Annotated in this window: 17 protein-coding genes; 6 read left to right on the top strand and 11 right to left on the bottom strand. The window is 65.1% G+C overall.

The genetic code is table 11. The features are described from left to right. Positions 1-189: 189 nt before the first annotated feature. The gene (locus F6X37_RS09885; RefSeq protein ID WP_184067206.1) at positions 190-441 is read left to right on the top strand and encodes a type II toxin-antitoxin system prevent-host-death family antitoxin; all 252 of its coding nucleotides are present in this window, start codon (positions 190-192) and stop codon (positions 439-441) included. Then, on the top strand, positions 438-857 hold the full coding sequence (locus tag F6X37_RS09880) for a type II toxin-antitoxin system VapC family toxin (RefSeq protein ID WP_187611172.1): 420 nt from the start codon (positions 438-440) through the stop codon (positions 855-857). Before F6X37_RS09885 ends, F6X37_RS09880 begins: the two co-directional genes overlap by 4 nt. A gap of 293 nt (positions 858-1,150) precedes the next feature. Here the strand turns inward: F6X37_RS09880 and F6X37_RS09875 are convergent, their stop codons facing one another. The 7 genes from F6X37_RS09875 to F6X37_RS09845 form a co-directional block, all read right to left on the bottom strand. Beyond that, a complete protein-coding gene (locus tag F6X37_RS09875; protein WP_187611139.1) occupies positions 1,151-1,894 on the bottom strand; it encodes a helix-turn-helix transcriptional regulator in 744 nt (247 codons plus the stop codon). Positions 1,895-1,932: 38 nt separating this feature from the next. Then, the gene (locus tag F6X37_RS09870; protein WP_187611138.1) at positions 1,933-2,316 is read right to left on the bottom strand and encodes a VOC family protein; all 384 of its coding nucleotides are present in this window, start codon (positions 2,314-2,316) and stop codon (positions 1,933-1,935) included. Between the two features lie 228 nt (positions 2,317-2,544). Continuing rightward, complete coding sequence (locus tag F6X37_RS09865; protein ID WP_187611137.1) at positions 2,545-3,831, bottom strand: class I SAM-dependent RNA methyltransferase; 1,287 nt, start codon at positions 3,829-3,831, stop codon at positions 2,545-2,547. A gap of 180 nt (positions 3,832-4,011) precedes the next feature. Beyond that, positions 4,012-4,773, bottom strand: coding sequence for a PqiC family protein (locus F6X37_RS09860; protein WP_187611136.1), 762 nt, complete (start codon positions 4,771-4,773; stop codon positions 4,012-4,014). Next, positions 4,770-6,431, bottom strand: coding sequence for an intermembrane transport protein PqiB (locus tag F6X37_RS09855; RefSeq protein WP_187611135.1), 1,662 nt, complete (start codon positions 6,429-6,431; stop codon positions 4,770-4,772). Before F6X37_RS09855 ends, F6X37_RS09860 begins: the two co-directional genes overlap by 4 nt. Then, positions 6,424-7,074: a paraquat-inducible protein A gene (locus F6X37_RS09850; protein WP_184062331.1), complete on the bottom strand. Its 651-nt coding sequence runs from the start codon at positions 7,072-7,074 to the stop codon at positions 6,424-6,426. Before F6X37_RS09850 ends, F6X37_RS09855 begins: the two co-directional genes overlap by 8 nt. Before the next feature lie 7 nt (positions 7,075-7,081). Beyond that, complete coding sequence (locus F6X37_RS09845) at positions 7,082-7,873, bottom strand: paraquat-inducible protein A (RefSeq protein WP_187611134.1); 792 nt, start codon at positions 7,871-7,873, stop codon at positions 7,082-7,084. A gap of 449 nt (positions 7,874-8,322) precedes the next feature. Here F6X37_RS09845 and F6X37_RS09840 point away from each other — a divergent pair, with 449 nt between their 5' ends. From F6X37_RS09840 to F6X37_RS09825, 4 genes are all read left to right on the top strand, one after another. Next, a complete protein-coding gene (locus F6X37_RS09840; protein ID WP_187611133.1) occupies positions 8,323-8,883 on the top strand; it encodes a cytochrome b in 561 nt (186 codons plus the stop codon). Positions 8,884-8,891: 8 nt separating this feature from the next. Beyond that, positions 8,892-9,455, top strand: coding sequence for a YceI family protein (locus F6X37_RS09835; protein ID WP_187611132.1), 564 nt, complete (start codon positions 8,892-8,894; stop codon positions 9,453-9,455). A 111-nt stretch (positions 9,456-9,566) separates the two neighbouring features. Next, the gene (locus F6X37_RS09830; protein WP_184034536.1) at positions 9,567-10,136 is read left to right on the top strand and encodes a YceI family protein; all 570 of its coding nucleotides are present in this window, start codon (positions 9,567-9,569) and stop codon (positions 10,134-10,136) included. Positions 10,137-10,433: 297 nt separating this feature from the next. Next, positions 10,434-11,711, top strand: coding sequence for an MFS transporter (locus F6X37_RS09825; RefSeq protein WP_187611131.1), 1,278 nt, complete (start codon positions 10,434-10,436; stop codon positions 11,709-11,711). A 96-nt stretch (positions 11,712-11,807) separates the two neighbouring features. Here the strand turns inward: F6X37_RS09825 and secF are convergent, their stop codons facing one another. The 4 genes from secF to tgt form a co-directional block, all read right to left on the bottom strand. After that, positions 11,808-12,758: a protein translocase subunit SecF gene (gene secF, locus F6X37_RS09820; protein WP_184034530.1), complete on the bottom strand. Its 951-nt coding sequence runs from the start codon at positions 12,756-12,758 to the stop codon at positions 11,808-11,810. Positions 12,759-12,776: 18 nt separating this feature from the next. Then, positions 12,777-14,870 (bottom strand): protein translocase subunit SecD, encoded by a 2,094-nt coding sequence (gene secD, locus F6X37_RS09815; protein ID WP_187611130.1) that lies wholly within the window; start codon positions 14,868-14,870, stop codon positions 12,777-12,779. Positions 14,871-14,986: 116 nt separating this feature from the next. After that, positions 14,987-15,316 (bottom strand): preprotein translocase subunit YajC, encoded by a 330-nt coding sequence (gene yajC, locus F6X37_RS09810; protein ID WP_090803078.1) that lies wholly within the window; start codon positions 15,314-15,316, stop codon positions 14,987-14,989. 195 nt (positions 15,317-15,511) lie between these two features. Then, a complete protein-coding gene (gene tgt / locus F6X37_RS09805) occupies positions 15,512-16,702 on the bottom strand; it encodes a tRNA guanosine(34) transglycosylase Tgt (RefSeq protein ID WP_187611129.1) in 1,191 nt (396 codons plus the stop codon). Positions 16,703-16,740 lie beyond the last annotated feature (38 nt).

Here is a 16,740-nt window from a genome sequence, read left to right as displayed (position 1 = left end):
CTCTTGCGACGCGAGCTGGAGGACCACCTTGCGTTGCTCGCTCTCGATAAGGAGAGCGAGCATAAGTGAGCCGCCGTCGGCGGATTTTTCGCGGACGCGAAAAATTTCTCTTTCGGAACTCACAACGTAGTGACTTGTCTACATTCCTGACATGTAGTAACGTTACTACGTTCGGTGGCGGGAGGGAATATGACGATTACGACCTTATCCAGCAGGGAACTCAATCAGGACGTGACCCGGGCGAAAAAGGCGACCAAGGACGGCCCTGTATTCATCACCGATCGCGGCAGGCCCGCCCATGTTTTGCTGAGCATCGAGGAATACTGGCTTCTCGCCGGACAGCGTCGCAACATCGTGGACGCCTTGGCCATGCCCGAGGTTGCTGACATTGAATTCGATCCGCCGCGCGTGGATATATCTATCCGGCCGGCTGAACTCTGATGTTTGTTATCGATACGAATGTCGTTTCCGAACTCCGTAAGGGGCGCAGGGCGGATGCCAACCTCGTCGCCTGGGCAAAAAGCGTCGATGCTTCGGCGCTCTTTGTTTCTGCAATCACGATCATGGAGCTGGCAACGGGCGTTTTGCTAAAGGAGCGCAGCGACCCGAGCCAAGGCGCGTTGCTGCGCGCATGGCTCGATGAGCACGTCTTAACTGAATTTGCGGATCGCGTGCTGCCTGTCGATACGGGCGTTGCCTTACGCTGCGCGCGCTTGCATGTAGCGGATCGGCGCTCGGAGCGTGATGCGCTTATCGCCGCTACGGCGATCGTTCATGGTATGACCGTGGTGACGCGAAATGTCGCTGATTTCGTAGCAACGGGCGTCTCCCTTGTGAACCCTTGGCAGGCCGCGTGATTTTTCGCGGACGCGAAAAATTTCGCGTCGGGTCAATGCCGGTAACTGGACTTGCCGGAATGCGTTTTACCTGCGATAACCGCCTGGATCGCCAGGCCCCCCGGCCGTAAGCCTGATGCGGCGGGCTTTCATAAGGAGCTTGACCCAATGACCATCAACGCATCTACATGCACAAGACGATGATGGTGTTCGGCGACGCGAAGAAGGTGATCGAGGATATGGTGAAGTCGGTCGAGTAGCTCGTTAGCGGTAAACAGACCCTGAGATCGCGGTGCGTTGTGCCGCGATCCTTTTCATATTTTCGGCCTCGCGTTTACGTGCCGCAGCAGATCCGCGAGCCGCCTGCCTTCCTGATCCGGATACGTCTCGAGCACTTCGAGATCGCGTATTTTCTCCAGTCCGAAATTGCGGAAATCAGCACGCAGCTCGCACCATGCGCCGAGCGTCCAGCGCGCGCCCCAGTACGCGAGCGCGAGCGGCCAGACGCGGCGCTCGGTGTCGGCGCCGTTGGCGTCGGTGTACGCGAAGCGCACCACCTGGCGCGCATCGATCGCGCGATGCAGCGAGTCGAGCTGCGTCGAAAAATCCCCCTTGATGTGAAACGACGGCGCGAAGATCGCGAGCCGTTCGAGCGTCGCGCGCTTGTCGGCGGGCATCGCCGATGCGATTTTGGCCAGCGCGCCCCGCGCGCCGCTCGCGAAGCCCGCGCCACCCCATGATTCGAGCATGCGCGCGCCGGCGGCGAGCGCGGCGAGTTCGTCGGCGGTGAAGGTCAGCGGCGGCAGACTTGCCGAGCGCGACAGCCGATAACCGATGCCCGCTTCGCCTTCGATCGGCACCCCTGACAATTGCAGATCGCGCACGTCGCGATAGACCGTGCGCGGCGAGATGTTCAGCCAGTCGGCTAGTTGCTGCGCGGTGGTCAGGCGCCGGCCGCGCAGCAGCTCGGCGATCTGGAACAGGCGGTCGGCGCGGCGCGTCATCGTGGGCGTCGGGTAGAGGAGGAAGGGGACGGTCCCGCGATGATAGCGCCGCATGGCGGCCTTCGGTTCGGGCGCGGCGGCTTCAGGCGCGCTTAGACGTTGGTGCGCGAATGCAGACCGACGCGGTTGCCTTCGGTATCGGTGAAGAACGCGATATAGCCGATGTCCTGCGGCAGCTTGATCACCGGGCCGTCGGTCTTGCCGCCCGCCCGTTCGATGCGCGCAAGCGCCGCGTCGACGGTGGGCAGCGCGTTCAGGTAGACGGTGACGCCGTCGACGCCGGGTGTCATCGACGGATTGTGGACGATCGCGCCGCCAGTCGCGGGCTCCTCGTAGCTGAACACGGCGATCGGCTGGCCGCCGATCTCCTGTCGATTCAACGGGGCGTCGAGCGCGGCTTCGTAAAAGCGCACCGCGCGATCGAAATCGACCGACGGAATTTCGAACCAGGCAACGAGTTTGGGCAATGCGGACATGACACTCTCCTTCGGTTGGCAGTAGGCCGTTCAAGCGCCGGATGGCGTGAGAAGGAGTGTGCGGGGGTGCTGCTGACAGCGTGGTGGCAGTAGGGTGCGAAGACGCGACCGCTTCACCCCACCAGCAACTGAAACACGCCGACCACATCGCTCATGCGCGTGGCCTGCTTTTCGAGCGACGCGATGACGACAGGGCGACGACAGCGCGGCGCCCCGCTAGAAACAGCCTCAGCCCGCCTGCGTATCGCCCTGCGGACGCTGCCGCACGCTGCCCGCGATCAGATCGAAGCGGAACAGCCGGCATTCGAGCGCACCGTTGAAAAGCGGCGTCTTCGTCGATTCGCGCAGCCGCAGTTGCCCCGGAAGCTTGCGATCCGACGTCAGGATGAACGCATGCCATCCGGCAAAGCGCTGCTTCAACGCATTGCCGAGCAACTGGAAAAACTCGCTGTCCGGCGCTTCTTCCTGAATGCGGCGGAAGCCGTCGTCGTCGCGATTGCCGCGGCCTTCGCGAAGCTCGCCGCGCGCATTGCGGCCGCGCACTTCGATCCGCTCGCCATACGGCGGATTCGCGACGAGGATGCCCGGCGCCGAGCCAGGCGGCGTCATGTCGCGCGCATCGAGCTGCTTGAGCGAAATGGGCGGCAAGCCGGCGCGCTCGAAGTTCGCGCGCGCTTTTTCGAGCATGTCGCCGGAGATGTCGCTGCCGAAAATCTCCAGATCCGCGCCGCGCGAGCCGCGCGCCGCGTCTTTCGCTTCGAGCGCGGCGCCCTTCAGCGCTTGCCAGCTCCGCGCGTCGAACTGTTTGAGCTTCTCGAAGCCGAAGCGCCGCTCGACGCCCGGCGCGATGTTCAACGCGACCTGCGCCGCTTCCGCGAGGAACGTGCCGCTGCCGCACATCGGATCGTAGAGCGGCGTGCCGGCCTGCCAGCCAGTCAGACGCAAAATGCCAGCCGCGAGGTTTTCGCGCAGCGGCGCCGCGCCCTTGTCGAGACGCCAGCCGCGCTTGAATAGCGGATCGCCGGAAGTGTCGAGGTACAGCGTGCAGTCGGTCGCGCTCAGGAACGCGAACACGCGCACGTCGGGCATCGCGGTGTCGACGCTCGGTCGCGCGCCGCTTTTTTCGCGCAGACGATCACAGATCGCGTCCTTCACGCGCAGCGTCGTGAACTCGAGACTGCGCAGCGGCGACTTGATCGCGGTGACGTCGACGCGCAGCGTCTCGTGCGCGGAGAACCACTGCTCCCAGCGCTGCTCGAGCGCGAGCGCGTAGATGTCCTGCTCGCCGCGGTAGGGCCGCTCCGCGATTTTCAGCAGCACGCGGCTCGCGAGACGCGAGTGCAGATTGGCGGCCATGCCGGCGGCCCAGCCGCCGCGAAAATGCACGCCGCCCGGTACCTGGGCGCCGGCCGTGAAGGCGGCGCCGTTCAGATGTTTGGCGGCAATTTCGGCGAGTTCGGCCGCGAGCGGAGCTTCGAGCCCGCGCGGGCAAGGAAGGAAGAAATCGAAGGACATTGAGGTTGCCGCAAGGCGTTGGATAAGGCGCTATTGTACGCGGTCGGGGTCGGCGGGCCGGCGCGATTGGCGCGCCGGCCCGTCGTCTGTCGTCGCGTCATCTCGCCTCGCGTCCCGCTTTGGCCGGCGACGCCCGCCGGCATGCGGACACCGTTGAGCTCGCCGCGCCAGCCGGGCCTGTCAGGCGCCCGCTCCCGCCGCCGTTCCCGCCGAAGGACAGGGCGGCACGGCCGGCGCCGCGACCGGTCTGGCCGAAGACGAAGGCCGGCCCGTCGTGTTCGTGGAAGCGACGGCCGTTGCCGCCATCGCGCGCACGCCCATCGCGATCTGTGTCGACACTTCCGCGAGCGCGCGCCGATGTCCATCGACGAGCGCGTCGTACCCGCCGCCAACCGTCTCGCTGACCACGCTGCGACACGTCATCACCGCATTGCTGCGCACGGCCCGCACGCTCCACACCGCATCGATCAACGCATGCGAGCCGGGCCACGACTCGAAGCGCTGCACGTTCATGGCGATCCGGTACACGGCCGCGGCGTCGGGGTGCGCGGTGCCGAACGTATCGATGGTGCCGAGCTGCTGCGTCAGATTCGTCGACAGCGCGCGGCGGATTTCATCGCCGGGCAGCGACGCCCAACGCTCCTGTTCGAGCAACTGCACCTGAGTCGGCCCGGTCTGCACGACCAGCTGATTTCTCGCCACCTGCGGCGGCACGTTGACCGGCGCGACTTCGATCAGCCAGGCAGGCGCGGCGCTCGTGCGCGCGACGGCCGGCGCGGCGCCATTCGCGGCGGTGCTTGCGCTATCCGCGCCACCCAGCGTATAGAAACGGCTCGACGGCGACGAGCACGCCGCGATGGCGAGAGCCGCAGCCAGTGCGGTGCCGTACGCGACGCCGCGTACGAGCGCGCGCGGCGGACGGGGGAGCCGGGCAAACATCATGGTTTATCTCCTGATTTACCGCGCAACAGCGATTCGGGATGACGCTCGAGGTAGTCCGACAGCGCGTTCAGCGACTGCAACGTGCGCGTCAGTTCCTGCAACGCCTGATGAACGTCGGACTGCATCGGCGAATCCTGCTGCAAGGTTGCCTGGGCCGAACTGAAGGTCTGCTTCGCGGCCGTCAGCGTGTCGCGCGCCTGCGGCACGACTTCCTTGTCGAGACGCGAGAACAGCTGGTCGGCGTTCTTCAGCGCGGTGTTCAGATTCGCGCCGATCTGGTCGAACGGCACCTTGTCGAGCTTCTTCGCGATGTCGGCGACCTGCAGCTGCAATTCGTCGAGCGTGTTCGGAATGGTCGGCAGCTCGAGCGGATCGGTCGTCACGTCGACCTTGGCCGGCGGCGCTTTCGGGAAGATATCGAGCGCCACGTACAGCTGGCTCGTGATCAGGTTGCCGGTGCGCAACTGGCCGCGCAGGCCGTGCCTGACGAGTTCCTGCATCAGGTTCTCGCCGGCGAGCGTGCCCGGCTGCGGCGAGCTCTCGCGGAAGCGCTTGCCGAGGCGGTCCGGGTACACGTTCATCGTGACCGGCATCGTGAAGCTCTGAGTCTTCGGATCGTAGTCGATGCCGATATTGGTCACCTGGCCGAGCACGATGCCGCGGAAATCGACCGGCGCGCCGATCGACAGCCCGCGCAGCGACTGGTTGAAGTTCATCACGACGCGCAAGGGCACGCCGTCCGGTTCGCGCATCGCGTCCGCTTCGTCCGAGCCGAGGCGGAAGGTCTGGTTGTTCGGCGCCTGCCGGCCCATGTTCTGGCCGGGCGGCGACTGGAACGACAGACCGCCGACGATCACCGTCGCGAGCGACTGCGTGTTCAGCTTGAAGCCGCTCGAATCGAGCCGCAGATCGACGCCGCTCGCATGCCACCAGCGCGTGTTGGTGCCGACGTACTGGTCGAACGGCGCCGACACGAACACCCGCATCGTCACGCCGGTGCCGTCCCTGTCGAGCGAGAAGCCGACCACCTGACCGACCTGCACGCGCCGGTAGAAGATCGGCGAGCCGATGTCGATGGAGCCGAGCGAATCGCCGTGCAGCGTGTACTGGTGGCCTTTCTGGTCGCCGGTGATGGGCGGCGGCGTTTCGAGGCCGACGAAGTTGCTCTCGCTTTCGGTCGAGCGGCCCGCGTCGGCGCCGATGTACGAACCCGACAGCAGCGTGGTCAGACCCGACACGCCGCTCGCGCCGACACGCGGTCGCACCACCCAGAAGCGCGAGTCCTTGACCGCGAACTTTCCGCCTTCCTTGGTGAGCTGCACCTGCACGAGCACGTGCGACAGATCCGGCGACAGCGTGATCGTCTTCACCGCGCCCACGTCGACGTCCTTGTACTTGACCTTGGTCTTGCCCGGCTCGAGGCCTTCCGCGCTGATGAAGCTGATCGTGATCACGGGTCCGCGCTCGGTCACCGACCTGATCACGAGCGCGATGCCGATCAGCGCGGCGATCAGCGGAATCACCCAGACGAGCGACGGCAGCCAGCGGCTGCGTGGCTCGATCTCGGGGTCGGGCAGTTGGGGCGGCAGTCTGGGTCCGTTCGAATCGTTGCGCGGCGCATCATCGGAGGCGGGCGTCGGTCCTTGCGGGCTAGTCATGGTCAAGATCCTGAGGTGTTGGGGTACGGCTTTCCACGGGGTCCCAGATGAGGCGTGGATCGAATTGCATGGAGGCCAGCATCGTCAGGATCACGACCGAGCCGAACGCGATCGCGCCCGGCCCGGCCGTGATCTCGGCCAACGATTTGAAGCGCACGAGCGCCACGGTGAGCGTGACGACGAACACGTCGAGCATCGACCAGCGGCCGATCCGCTCGACCATCCGGTACAGCGTCGTGCGCTGTTGCGGACGCCAGCGCGAGCGGCGCTGCGCGGTGACGGTGAGCAGCACGAGCACCGAGAGCTTCAGCATCGGCACCAGGATGCTGGCGATGAACACGATCATCGCGAGCGGCCAGTCGCCGGAAGTCCAGAAATAGACGACGCCGCTCATGATGGTGTCGTCCTCGGAGCCGAGCAGCGACGACGTATGCATCACCGGCAGCAGATTCGCCGGGATATACAGCAGCGCCGCGGCGATCAGCAGCGCCCATGTGCGCATCAGGCTGTCGGGGTTGCGCGAGTGCAGATGCGCGCCGCAGCGGCCGCAGTGCTGCGGCGTGACCGAGCGGATGCGCGGTTCGACGCGCCCGCACGAATGGCAGGACAGCAGGCCCGCGCGTTTCGCGGTGACGTATTTCATCGCGGGCTCATCCTTCGCGCGGCGTGGGCGGCAAGCCGGGCGGGGTGCCGTCCGCCGTGCTGTTGGTTGTGCCACCAGCGTTGCCGCTGGTCGAGCCCGCGACGCGCGCGGACGGCGCCGGCGGACCGGCGAGCGAGCCGACCGCGACCGCCGCGCTGTCGGCCGACGTGCGCGGCAACGGCCGATCGCCGCTCGCGTCGATCTCGTCGGCGACATCCCACAGCACGCGCGGATCGAATGTGACGACGACCGCGAACATCAGCGTCAGCGCGCCGAACGCGAACAGCGCCGCCTCGGGAATCACGCGCGCGAGGCTCACCATCTTCACGATCGTGATCAGCACGCCGAGCATGAACACTTCGATCATGCCCCACGGCCGCACGAACTGGATCGCGCGCAGCACGCGATTGAAGTGCGCGGGCACGTAGCCGGCGCGTAGCGGCACCAGCACGTACAGCAGCGCGACGAGTTCGGTGAACGGAAAGAGGATCGTCGAGCAGAACACCATCACGGCGACGATCTGCATGTTCTCGCCCCACAGCGCGACGAGCGCGCCGAACAGCGTAGTCTGTGATGTGATGCCGTTGGTTTCGAGTTCGACGATCGGAAAGCCCTGCGCGATCACGAACGTGATCAGCGCGGCGAGCGTCAGTGCGCAGATCGCGTCGAGCTTGCGCGAGACGCCGCGATAGAGCGTCGCGCCGCAGCGCGGACAACGCGCGGCGACGCGCCCGACAAGCCGTGGCTTGCGGAACAGCGTATCGCATTCATGGCACGCGATCAGGTTGTCATGTTCCATGCGGCAGATGGGCTAACGACGTAGTAGCGGCGTGCAAGGCCTGCTCGTTACGAGGGGTCGGGCGGCGGTGAGCAGCAATAGTACCAAACGCGGCCTCGCGACCGAGGCGAGCCGCGCGCGGCGCGGGGCGTGGCGCCGTCCCCCCGCGCGCTGGTCCGGGCCTGAGATGGCGTCGCTTCGGGGCTTTCCGTCCCCGAATCGTTCAACGCAAGGGCGGTGACGCGGCGCCCTGGGGCCATTGCAGCGCAAAATTCGGGCCTGTTCCGCCGACGCGCTCCAGCCAGCTTTTCGCGCTTGGGGTAGCATGGCGCCCGTGGCATGCCCGGCGGCCTTTTGTGGCGATGATGTCCGCCGCATCGGCCGCGCACGCCGCGCCGATGCGCGGCGGCGATCGCGGAATAGCTGGCCGCGGCGCGCCGTTAACTTCTAACTGCCTGCGTTGATCTGTCATGACACTCAATCCATCGTTCGGTACCCGGGAGTCGTACACGCGGACCGCCATCGCGTTTCACTGGCTGATCGCACTGCTGATCGTCTGCGGCTTTGCGCTCGGCTGGGTGATGACCGACATTCCGGGCTTCACGCCCACCAAGCTGCGCTATTTCTCGTGGCACAAATGGATCGGCGTGACCGTGTTCGCGCTCGCGATCGTGCGCATCCTGTGGCGCGCGACCCACGCCTCGCCGCCGATGCCGCGCCGCATGCCCACCTGGCAGCGTGGCGCCGCGCATGTCACACATCTGTTGCTGTACGTGCTGATGATCGTGATTCCCGTGTCCGGCTATCTGTATAGCTCGGCGGCGAACGTGCCGGTCGTCTACCTCGGGCTGATTCCGCTGCCGCGAATCATCGCGCCCGATCCGCACCTGAAGGAAGTGCTGAAGAACCTGCACATCGCGTTGAATTACACGTTGCTCGTGCTGGTCGCGCTACACACCGCGGCGGCGCTCAAGCATCAATGGCTCGATCGCGACGGCCTGCTGTCGCGCATGATCCCCTTCCTCAAATAAGGACAACCATGAAGGGTTCGTTTTATCGCTACATGCTGGCCGCGTTCGCAGCGGCGTCGCTGAGCGCCGCAGGCGCGGCGCTCGCGCAGGTCGACGTCGCGAAGAGTTCGGTGACGGCTACCTCGAAGCAGATGAACGTGCCGGTCGAAGGCAAGTTCAACAAGTTCACGGCGCAGGTCAGCTTCGATCCGGCCAAACCGACGGCCGGCAGCGCGCAGCTCAACATCGACGTCGCCAGCTACGATCTCGGCGACGAGAGCTACAACGAGCAGGTGCGCGGCAAGGAATGGTTCGACGCGAAGACCTTTCCGAGCGCGACGTTCGTGTCGAGCGCGATCGCGCCGGCCGGCGGCAGCCAGTTCAAGGTGACCGGTAAGCTGACTGTCAAGGGCAAGTCGGAGACGGTCGTGGTGCCGGTCACGGTCGGCCAGCAGGGCGCGATGCAGACCTTCGACGGCGCGCTGCCGATCAAGCGCTCGCAGTTCGACATCGGCACCGGCGAATGGAAGGACACATCGGTCGTCGCCGACGAGGTCGTGATCAAGTTTCATATCGTCGCCGCGCGCAAGTAACGCGCACGGCGCTCGCGAGGTCCGCCGCGCCACGTGGGGCGCGGCCGCTTTCCTACCGCAGGTTGCACCGCGATTTTCAACGCAAAACAGGAGCACGAATTGAAAACGTCCATATTGATCGCTGTTGGCGCGCTGGCTTCGTCGCTGTCGCTCGGCGCCTTCGCCGCCGATACCTATCTGCTTGATCCGATGCATACGTTTCCGAGCTTCGAGGCCGACCACTTTGGCGGTCTGTCGATCTGGCGCGGCAAATTCACGAAGACCACGGGAACGGTGACGCTCGATCGCGCGGCCAAAACCGGCACCGTCGACGTCACCGTCGATCCCGCTTCGGTGCAGACCGGCAACCCGAAGCTCGACGATCACCTGAGGGCCGCCGAGTTCTTCGACGTCGAGAAGTATCCGACCGTGACCTACAAGGGCACCGAGATCAAGTTCGACGGCGACAAGCCCGTCGAGGTGATCGGCACGCTGACGATTCGCGGCATCACGAAGCCGGTGAATCTGAAGATCGATTCCTTCAAGTGCATGCAGCACCCGGTCCTCAAGCGCGAAGTCTGCGGCGTCGAGGCGAGCACCGAATTCAATCGCGCCGATTACGGCATGGAGTTCGGCGCGAAGTACGGCTTCAGCATGCAGACGCGCCTGCATATCCAGTCGGAAGGTATCAAGCAGCAGTAGGGGCGCCGGCAGCTTCGCGGCCGGCGCCGCGCGCGGGCCGCTGTTGCGAGTCGATCCGCGCTGCGCCGCAATACGAAAACCGCTTCGTTCGTTCACCGACGAAGCGGTTTTTTGTCGCCCGTTGCGAACGCCTCGGCCATGGTGGCGCGCCTCGGCCATTTGTCGCTCGCATCGCTTTTATTTTTTCAGTTAAATAGAGCGCAAGCAGTCATGCCGGTGCTGCGCGTTGCCGGGATGGCCTGGGCGGACGTCATGCGTTCGTGTCGATAAATATTTCGCGCAGTACAGGAGATCTGGATGAATGCAACGACAGCAGCAAGCGTCGCGGGAAGCCGGCGGAATTCGTGGCGCGCGGTGGTGGCCGCCTCGATCGGCAACGCGCTCGAATGGTTCGACCTCGTGGTGTACGGCTTTTTCGCCGTGACCATCTCCAAGCTGTTTTTTCCGGCCGGCAACGAGACCGTATCGCTGCTGCTCACGCTCGGCACGTTCGGCGTGTCATTCTTCATGCGGCCGCTCGGCGCGATCGTGATCGGCGCGTACTCGGACCGCGCCGGGCGCAAGGGGGCGCTCACGCTTTCCATCCTGCTGATGATGAGCGGCACGCTGATCATCGCGATTTTGCCGACCTACCAGAGCATCGGTCTCGCCGCGCCGCTGATCCTCGTGCTCGCGCGGCTGATGCAAGGCTTCTCGGCCGGCGGCGAATTCGGCAGCGCGACTGCGTTTCTCGCCGAGCACGTGCCGGGCCGGCGCGGCTTCTACGCGAGCTGGCAGATGGCGAGCCAGGGTCTGACGACGCTGCTCGCGGCCGGTTTCGGCGCGTTGCTGACCGGCCAGCTGTCGCCGGAACAGATGGCATCGTGGGGCTGGCGCGTGCCGTTCTTCTTCGGTCTGCTGATCGGGCCCGTTGCGTTCTACATCCGCACCAGGCTCGACGAGACGCCCGAATTCCTCGCCGCCGAAACGACGCAGACGCCGCTGCGCGATACGTTCGCGACGCAGAAGCTGCGGCTCGTGATCGCGATGGGCGTGGTGATCCTCGGGACCGTGTCCGCGTATCTGATGCTGTTCATGCCGACCTATGGCGTGCGGCAACTGGGGCTCGCGCCGTCGGTCGCGTTCTCGGCGATCGCGGTGACGGGTCTGATCCAGATGGTGTTCTCGCCGGTGGCCGGGCATTGGTCGGACCTGCATGGACGCACACGCATCATGCTGGGCGCGGCCGTGCTGCTGTTCGTGCTCGTCTATCCGGCATTCGCGTTCCTGATCGCGCATCCGGGCTTCGGCACGCTGATCGTCTGGCAGATCGTGTTCGGTTTTCTCGTCAGCGGCTACTTCGGCGCGACGCCGGGACTGCTGTCGGAGATATTCCCGGTGCAGACGCGCACGACCGGCATGTCGCTCGCGTATAACATCGCGGTGACGATCTTCGGCGGCTTCGGGCCGTTCATCATCGCGTGGCTGATCAGCGCGACCGGTTCGAAGGCAGCGCCGAGCTACTACGTGATGTTTGCCGCGCTGCTGAGCATCGCGGCGCTGATCGGCGCACGGCGCAAGCTGGGGTTCCGCTAGGAACGAGTCGGTAACGACGGCGTACGTAAACGCAAAAGGCCGGTTCGACAGAACCGGCCTTTTTTATTGTGCGCCTCCTCAGCGGTTACGCGCGCATCAAACCTGGGCGCCCGCGTTCGGATCGTCCGGATCGACGCGTTCCTTCTTGTCCTTGATCAGGTCTTCGCGCTTGACGCCGAACCACATGGCAAGAGCCGCGGCGACGAACACCGACGAGTAGATACCGAACAGAATACCGACCGTCAGCGCGAGCGCGAAGTAGTGCAGCGTCGGGCCGCCGAACAGGAACATCGACAGCACCATCATCTGCGTACAGCCGTGCGTGATGACGGTTCGCGACATCGTGCTGGTGATTGCGTGGTTGATCACTTCGATCACGGTCATCTTGCGTTCGCGGCGGAAGGTTTCGCGAATCCGGTCGAAGATAACGACCGACTCGTTGACCGAATAGCCGAGCACCGCGAGCACCGCGGCCAGCACCGACAGCGAGAACTCCCACTGGAAGAACGCGAAGAAGCCGAGAATGATGACGACGTCGTGCAGGTTGGCGATCACGCCGGCGATCGCGTACTTCCATTCGAAGCGGAACGACAGGTAGATCACGATGCCGGCCACCACGCAGGCGAGCGCGAGCAGACCGTCGGTGGCGAGCTCCTTGCCGACCTGCGGACCGACGAACTCGACGCGCTGCAACTGCACTTCCGGCGTGTCGGCCTTCAGCGCGCCCATCACCTGGTCGCTCTGCTGCGCGGACGTGTAGCCCGTCTTCAGCGGCAGACGGATCAGCACGTCGCGCGAGGAGCCGAAGTTCTGCACCTGCGCGTCGGCATAGCCGAGCTTGCCGAGCGTGTTACGCACCGGGTCGAGCGGCACCGCGCCCGGATACTGCACCTCGATCACGGTACCGCCGGTGAATTCCACCGACAGATGCAGCCCGCGATGCACGAGGAAGAACACGGCGGCGAGGAAGGTGATCAGCGAGATCGCGTTGAAGATCAACGCGCGCTGCATGAACGGAATGTCTTTACGGAAACGGAAAAATTCCATGGTCTTGTTCTCCGGGACTCAGCGGGATGAACCCGGTTTTTGCCGCGTCGAGTCATTCGACGTCGGCGTGCCCGGCGCATTGCGGCGACGCACGGTCGGTTTCGAGCGACCCTGCGCGCCGGCCGCGGCCGGTGCCTTCGAGCTTGCCTTCGCTTTCGCCTTCGCCGTGGCGATGGCCTGCGCGGTGTCGGTCGCGGCGTCGCTGCCGCCGAGGGTGTTGCCGGCATACGCGGCCGAGCCTGCCGCCGCCGTTTGCGGACGCCACACCTGGCCGATCGACAGCGACTTCAGCTTCTTCTTGCCGCCGTACCAGAAGTTGACCAGGCCGCGCGAGAAGAACACCGCCGAGAACATCGACGTCAGAATGCCGATACAGTGGACGATCGCGAAGCCGCGCACCGGACCGGAGCCGAACGCGAGCAGCGCGAGGCCGGCGATCAGCGTGGTCACGTTCGAGTCGAGAATCGTCGCCCATGCATGCGCGTAGCCGTTCTGGATGGCCAGTTGCGGCGGCGCGCCGTGGCGCAGCTCTTCGCGCACGCGCTCGTTGATCAGCACGTTCGCGTCGATCGCCATACCGAGCGCGAGCGCGATAGCGGCGATACCCGGCAGCGTGAGCGTGGCCTGCAGCATCGACAGCACCGCGACCAGCAGCAGCAGGTTCACGGACAGGCCGACCATCGAGATCACGCCGAACAGCATGTAGTACGCGCTCATGAATACGGCGATGGCGGCGAAGCCCCACACGACCGAGTGGAAGCCCTTCTTGATATTGTCGGCGCCGAGGCTCGGGCCGATCGTGCGTTCCTCGATGATTTCCATCGGCGCGGCGAGCGAACCGGCGCGCAGCAGCAGCGCGAGGTCGGCGGCCGCTTGCGGGGTCGGCTGGCCGGTGATCTGGAAGCGGTCGCCCAGTTCCGACTGAATCGTCGCGACGGTCAGCACTTCGCCCTTGCCGTGCTCGAACAGCACCATCGCCATTGGCTTGCCGATGTTGTCACGCGATACCGCGCGCACCGCGCGGCCGCCGGCCGAGTCGAGACGGATATTGACCGTCGGACGCTGATGCTCGTCGAAGCCGGCCGACGCGTCGATGATGCGGTCGCCGGTGAAGATCACCTGCTTGCGCAGCAGCACCGGCGTCTGGTTGCCTTGCGTGAAGAGTTCATCGCCCGGCGGCACCGGCTCGTTCGGGTTCGGATGCGTGTTGACCGGATCGGCGAGGCGCGCTTCGAGCGTCGCCGTACGGCCGATGATGTCCTTCGCCTTCGCGGTGTCCTGCACGCCCGGCAGCTCGACGACGATGCGGTCCGTGCCCTGTTGCTGGATCACCGGCTCGGCCACGCCGAGTTCGTTCACGCGGTTATGCAGCGTCGTGATGTTCTGCTTGAGCGCGGCCTCCTGCACCTCGCGCTGCACGGCCGGCGTAAAGGTGCCGACGAGCTGCACGCCGCCGTCCGCGCCGGTGTTCGGCTGCGACGCCCACTGCAGTTCGCTGACGCTGCGGCTGAGCAGCTTGAGTGCCGCGTCCGCCGTGGCCTGGTCGGCCAGATTCACCACCACCGACTGGTTCACGCGATTCACGCCGCCGTCGCGCACGTTGTTGTCGCGCAGGAGCGTGCGCACGTCCGAGGCGTCCGAGTCGAGCTTCTTGTTCAGCGCGCCGGCCATGTCGACCTGCAGCAGGAAGTGCACACCGCCGCGCAGGTCGAGACCGAGGTACATCGGCAGCGCGCGCAGCGCGGTCATCCAGGTCGGCGACGCGCTTTGCAGGTTCAGTGCGACGACGTACTGCGGATCGTTCGGGTCGCTATTGAGCGACTTCTGCAGCAGGTCTTTCACGCGCAACTGCGTGTCCGTGTTCGTCAGGCGCACGCGGATGTTCGCGTTGTTCTGCGAGTTGTCGAACGTGATTGCGGTCGGCTTGATGTGATTGGCCGCGAGCGCGGCTTCGATCGACGCTAGCGTGGCGGCGTCGAGTCTGACCGTGGCCTTGCCGCTCGACACCTGCACCGCCGGCGCTTCGCCGTACAGATTGGGCAGCGTGTACACGAGGCCGATGACCAGAGCCACCAGCATCACGGCGTATTTCCAGAGGGGGTAGCGATTCATGAGTGGTCCAACGGGAAGGTTGGCTTGGATGCGATGCGTCCGGCGATGAGCGCGGGCCGTTCAGCGAACTGCCTGAACCGCCGGCGAGGCCGCACCGGACGCGGGGAGTGCAGGCCTTACAGCGACTTGATCGTGCCCTTCGGGAGAATTGTCGTGACCGACGCCTTTTGCACGGTGACTTCCGTGCCTTCCGAGATTTCGATGCCGACGTAGGCTTCGCCCACCTTCGTCACCTTGCCGACGATGCCGCCGTTCGTCACGACTTCATCGCCCCTGGCCATCGCTGCGAGCATGGTGCGATGTTCCTTCTGACGCTTCATTTGCGGGCGAATCATGATGAAGTACAGTACGCCGAACATCAGGATCAGCGGCAGGAAGCTCATCAGGTTCGATTCGATACCACCTGCTGCTGCGCCTTGCGCGAAGGCATTGGAAATGAACGACACGTTGGTCTCTCCGTTATCAGTCAAACGATCAAAAAAATCAGCCGATTATTCTACCACCGGCCACACGCGCGCCGGCGCGGCGAATCGTCTTTGCGATCAACCGTTTAAAGGTCCGATTCGGGGCAAATTCAGCGGCCGGCGAAAGTAAATTGTAAGTTGTCCGCGTGCGGCATGCGCAATCCATGTGGCGGGCCGTCAGGACGACGGTTCGACGCCGCGCGCGCGGTCTTCGTGGAAACGCTTGCGGAATGTCTCGAACAGTTTCGCCTCGATCGCATCGCGCATTTCCTGCATCAGTTCCAGGTAGTAATGCAGGTTGTGGATCGTGTTCAGCTGCGCGCCGAGAATTTCGCCGACGCGATGCAGGTGGTGCAGATAGCCGCGCGTGAAGTTGCGGCAGGTGTAGCAGCCGCATTGCTCGTCGAGCGGGCGCAGCGAGTTCCTGTGCGTCGCGTTGCGGATCTTGATGTCGCCGAAACGCGTGAAGAGCCAGCCGTTGCGCGCGTTGCGCGTGGGCATCACGCAGTCGAACATGTCGACGCCGGCCGCGACGCCGGCCACCAGGTCTTCCGGCGTGCCGACGCCCATCAGGTAGTGCGGCTTGTCGGCCGGCAGCTTGGGGCCGATGTGGTTCAGGATCCGCATCATGTCTTCCTTCGGCTCGCCGACCGACAGACCGCCGATCGCGAGGCCGTGGAAGTTCTTCTGCGCGAGGCCGGCGAGCGACTCGTCGCGCAGATCCTCGAACATGCCGCCCTGCACGATGCCGAATAGTGCATTCGGATTGCCGAGGCGCTCGAATTCGTCGATCGAGCGTTGCGCCCAGCGCATCGACATGCGCATCGATTCGGCGGCTTCCTTGTGCGAGGTCGGGATGTTGTTGGTGGCGTACGGCGTGCATTCGTCGAACTGCATCACGATGTCCGAGTTCAGCACCTTCTGGATCTGCATCGACACTTCCGGCGACAGGAACAGCCGGTCGCCGTTGATCGGCGACGCGAACGTGACGCCGTCCTCGGTGATCTTGCGCAGATCGCCGAGCGAGAACACCTGGAAGCCGCCCGAGTCGGTCAGGATCGGCTTCTTCCAGCCCATGAAGCGGTGCAGGCCGCCGTGCGCCTCGATGGTTTCGAGGCCGGGTCGCAGCCACAGGTGAAACGTATTGCCGAGGATGATCTGCGCGTGCATTTCGTCGAGCTCGCGCGGCTGGACCGCCTTCACGGTGCCGTAGGTGCCGACCGGCATGAAGATCGGCGTCTCCACCACGCCGTGATTGAGCGTGACGCGGCCGCGGCGCGCGAGGCCGTCGGTGCCGAGCAGTTCGAATCTGAGGCCGTTCTCCGGGCGCTCATGGGCAGGCTGTTGCAAGGGATGACCAAGGGTCATGGGGATCACTCCTGGGCGACCGGAAAACAGTCCGGCGC

Source organism: Paraburkholderia sp. 31.1, from assembly GCF_014397645.1.
Taxonomy (GTDB): domain Bacteria; phylum Pseudomonadota; class Gammaproteobacteria; order Burkholderiales; family Burkholderiaceae; genus Paraburkholderia; species Paraburkholderia tuberum.
Note: the sequence above shows the minus strand (reverse complement) of the source record. Positions and strands in the feature narration are given on the sequence as shown.

Bases quoted from the DNA above. Each gene is read 5' to 3' on its own strand.
- F6X37_RS09870 (WP_187611138.1), bottom strand. From the start codon at position 2,316: ATGTCCGCATTGCCCAAACTCGTTGCCTGGTTCGAAATTCCGTCGGTC.
- F6X37_RS09855 (WP_187611135.1), bottom strand. From the start codon at position 6,431: ATGACTAGCCCGCAAGGACCGACGCCCGCCTCCGATGATGCGCCGCGC.
- F6X37_RS09825 (WP_187611131.1), top strand. From the start codon at position 10,434: ATGAATGCAACGACAGCAGCAAGCGTCGCGGGAAGCCGGCGGAATTCG.
- F6X37_RS09845 (WP_187611134.1), bottom strand. From the start codon at position 7,873: ATGGAACATGACAACCTGATCGCGTGCCATGAATGCGATACGCTGTTC.
- F6X37_RS09885 (WP_184067206.1), top strand. From the start codon at position 190: ATGACGATTACGACCTTATCCAGCAGGGAACTCAATCAGGACGTGACC.
- secF (WP_184034530.1), bottom strand. From the start codon at position 12,758: ATGGAATTTTTCCGTTTCCGTAAAGACATTCCGTTCATGCAGCGCGCG.
- F6X37_RS09840 (WP_187611133.1), top strand. From the start codon at position 8,323: ATGACACTCAATCCATCGTTCGGTACCCGGGAGTCGTACACGCGGACC.
- F6X37_RS09835 (WP_187611132.1), top strand. From the start codon at position 8,892: ATGAAGGGTTCGTTTTATCGCTACATGCTGGCCGCGTTCGCAGCGGCG.
- F6X37_RS09865 (WP_187611137.1), bottom strand. From the start codon at position 3,831: ATGTCCTTCGATTTCTTCCTTCCTTGCCCGCGCGGGCTCGAAGCTCCG.
- tgt (WP_187611129.1), bottom strand. From the start codon at position 16,702: ATGACCCTTGGTCATCCCTTGCAACAGCCTGCCCATGAGCGCCCGGAG.
- F6X37_RS09860 (WP_187611136.1), bottom strand. From the start codon at position 4,773: ATGATGTTTGCCCGGCTCCCCCGTCCGCCGCGCGCGCTCGTACGCGGC.
- F6X37_RS09850 (WP_184062331.1), bottom strand. From the start codon at position 7,074: ATGAAATACGTCACCGCGAAACGCGCGGGCCTGCTGTCCTGCCATTCG.
- F6X37_RS09875 (WP_187611139.1), bottom strand. From the start codon at position 1,894: ATGCGGCGCTATCATCGCGGGACCGTCCCCTTCCTCCTCTACCCGACG.
- secD (WP_187611130.1), bottom strand. From the start codon at position 14,870: ATGAATCGCTACCCCCTCTGGAAATACGCCGTGATGCTGGTGGCTCTG.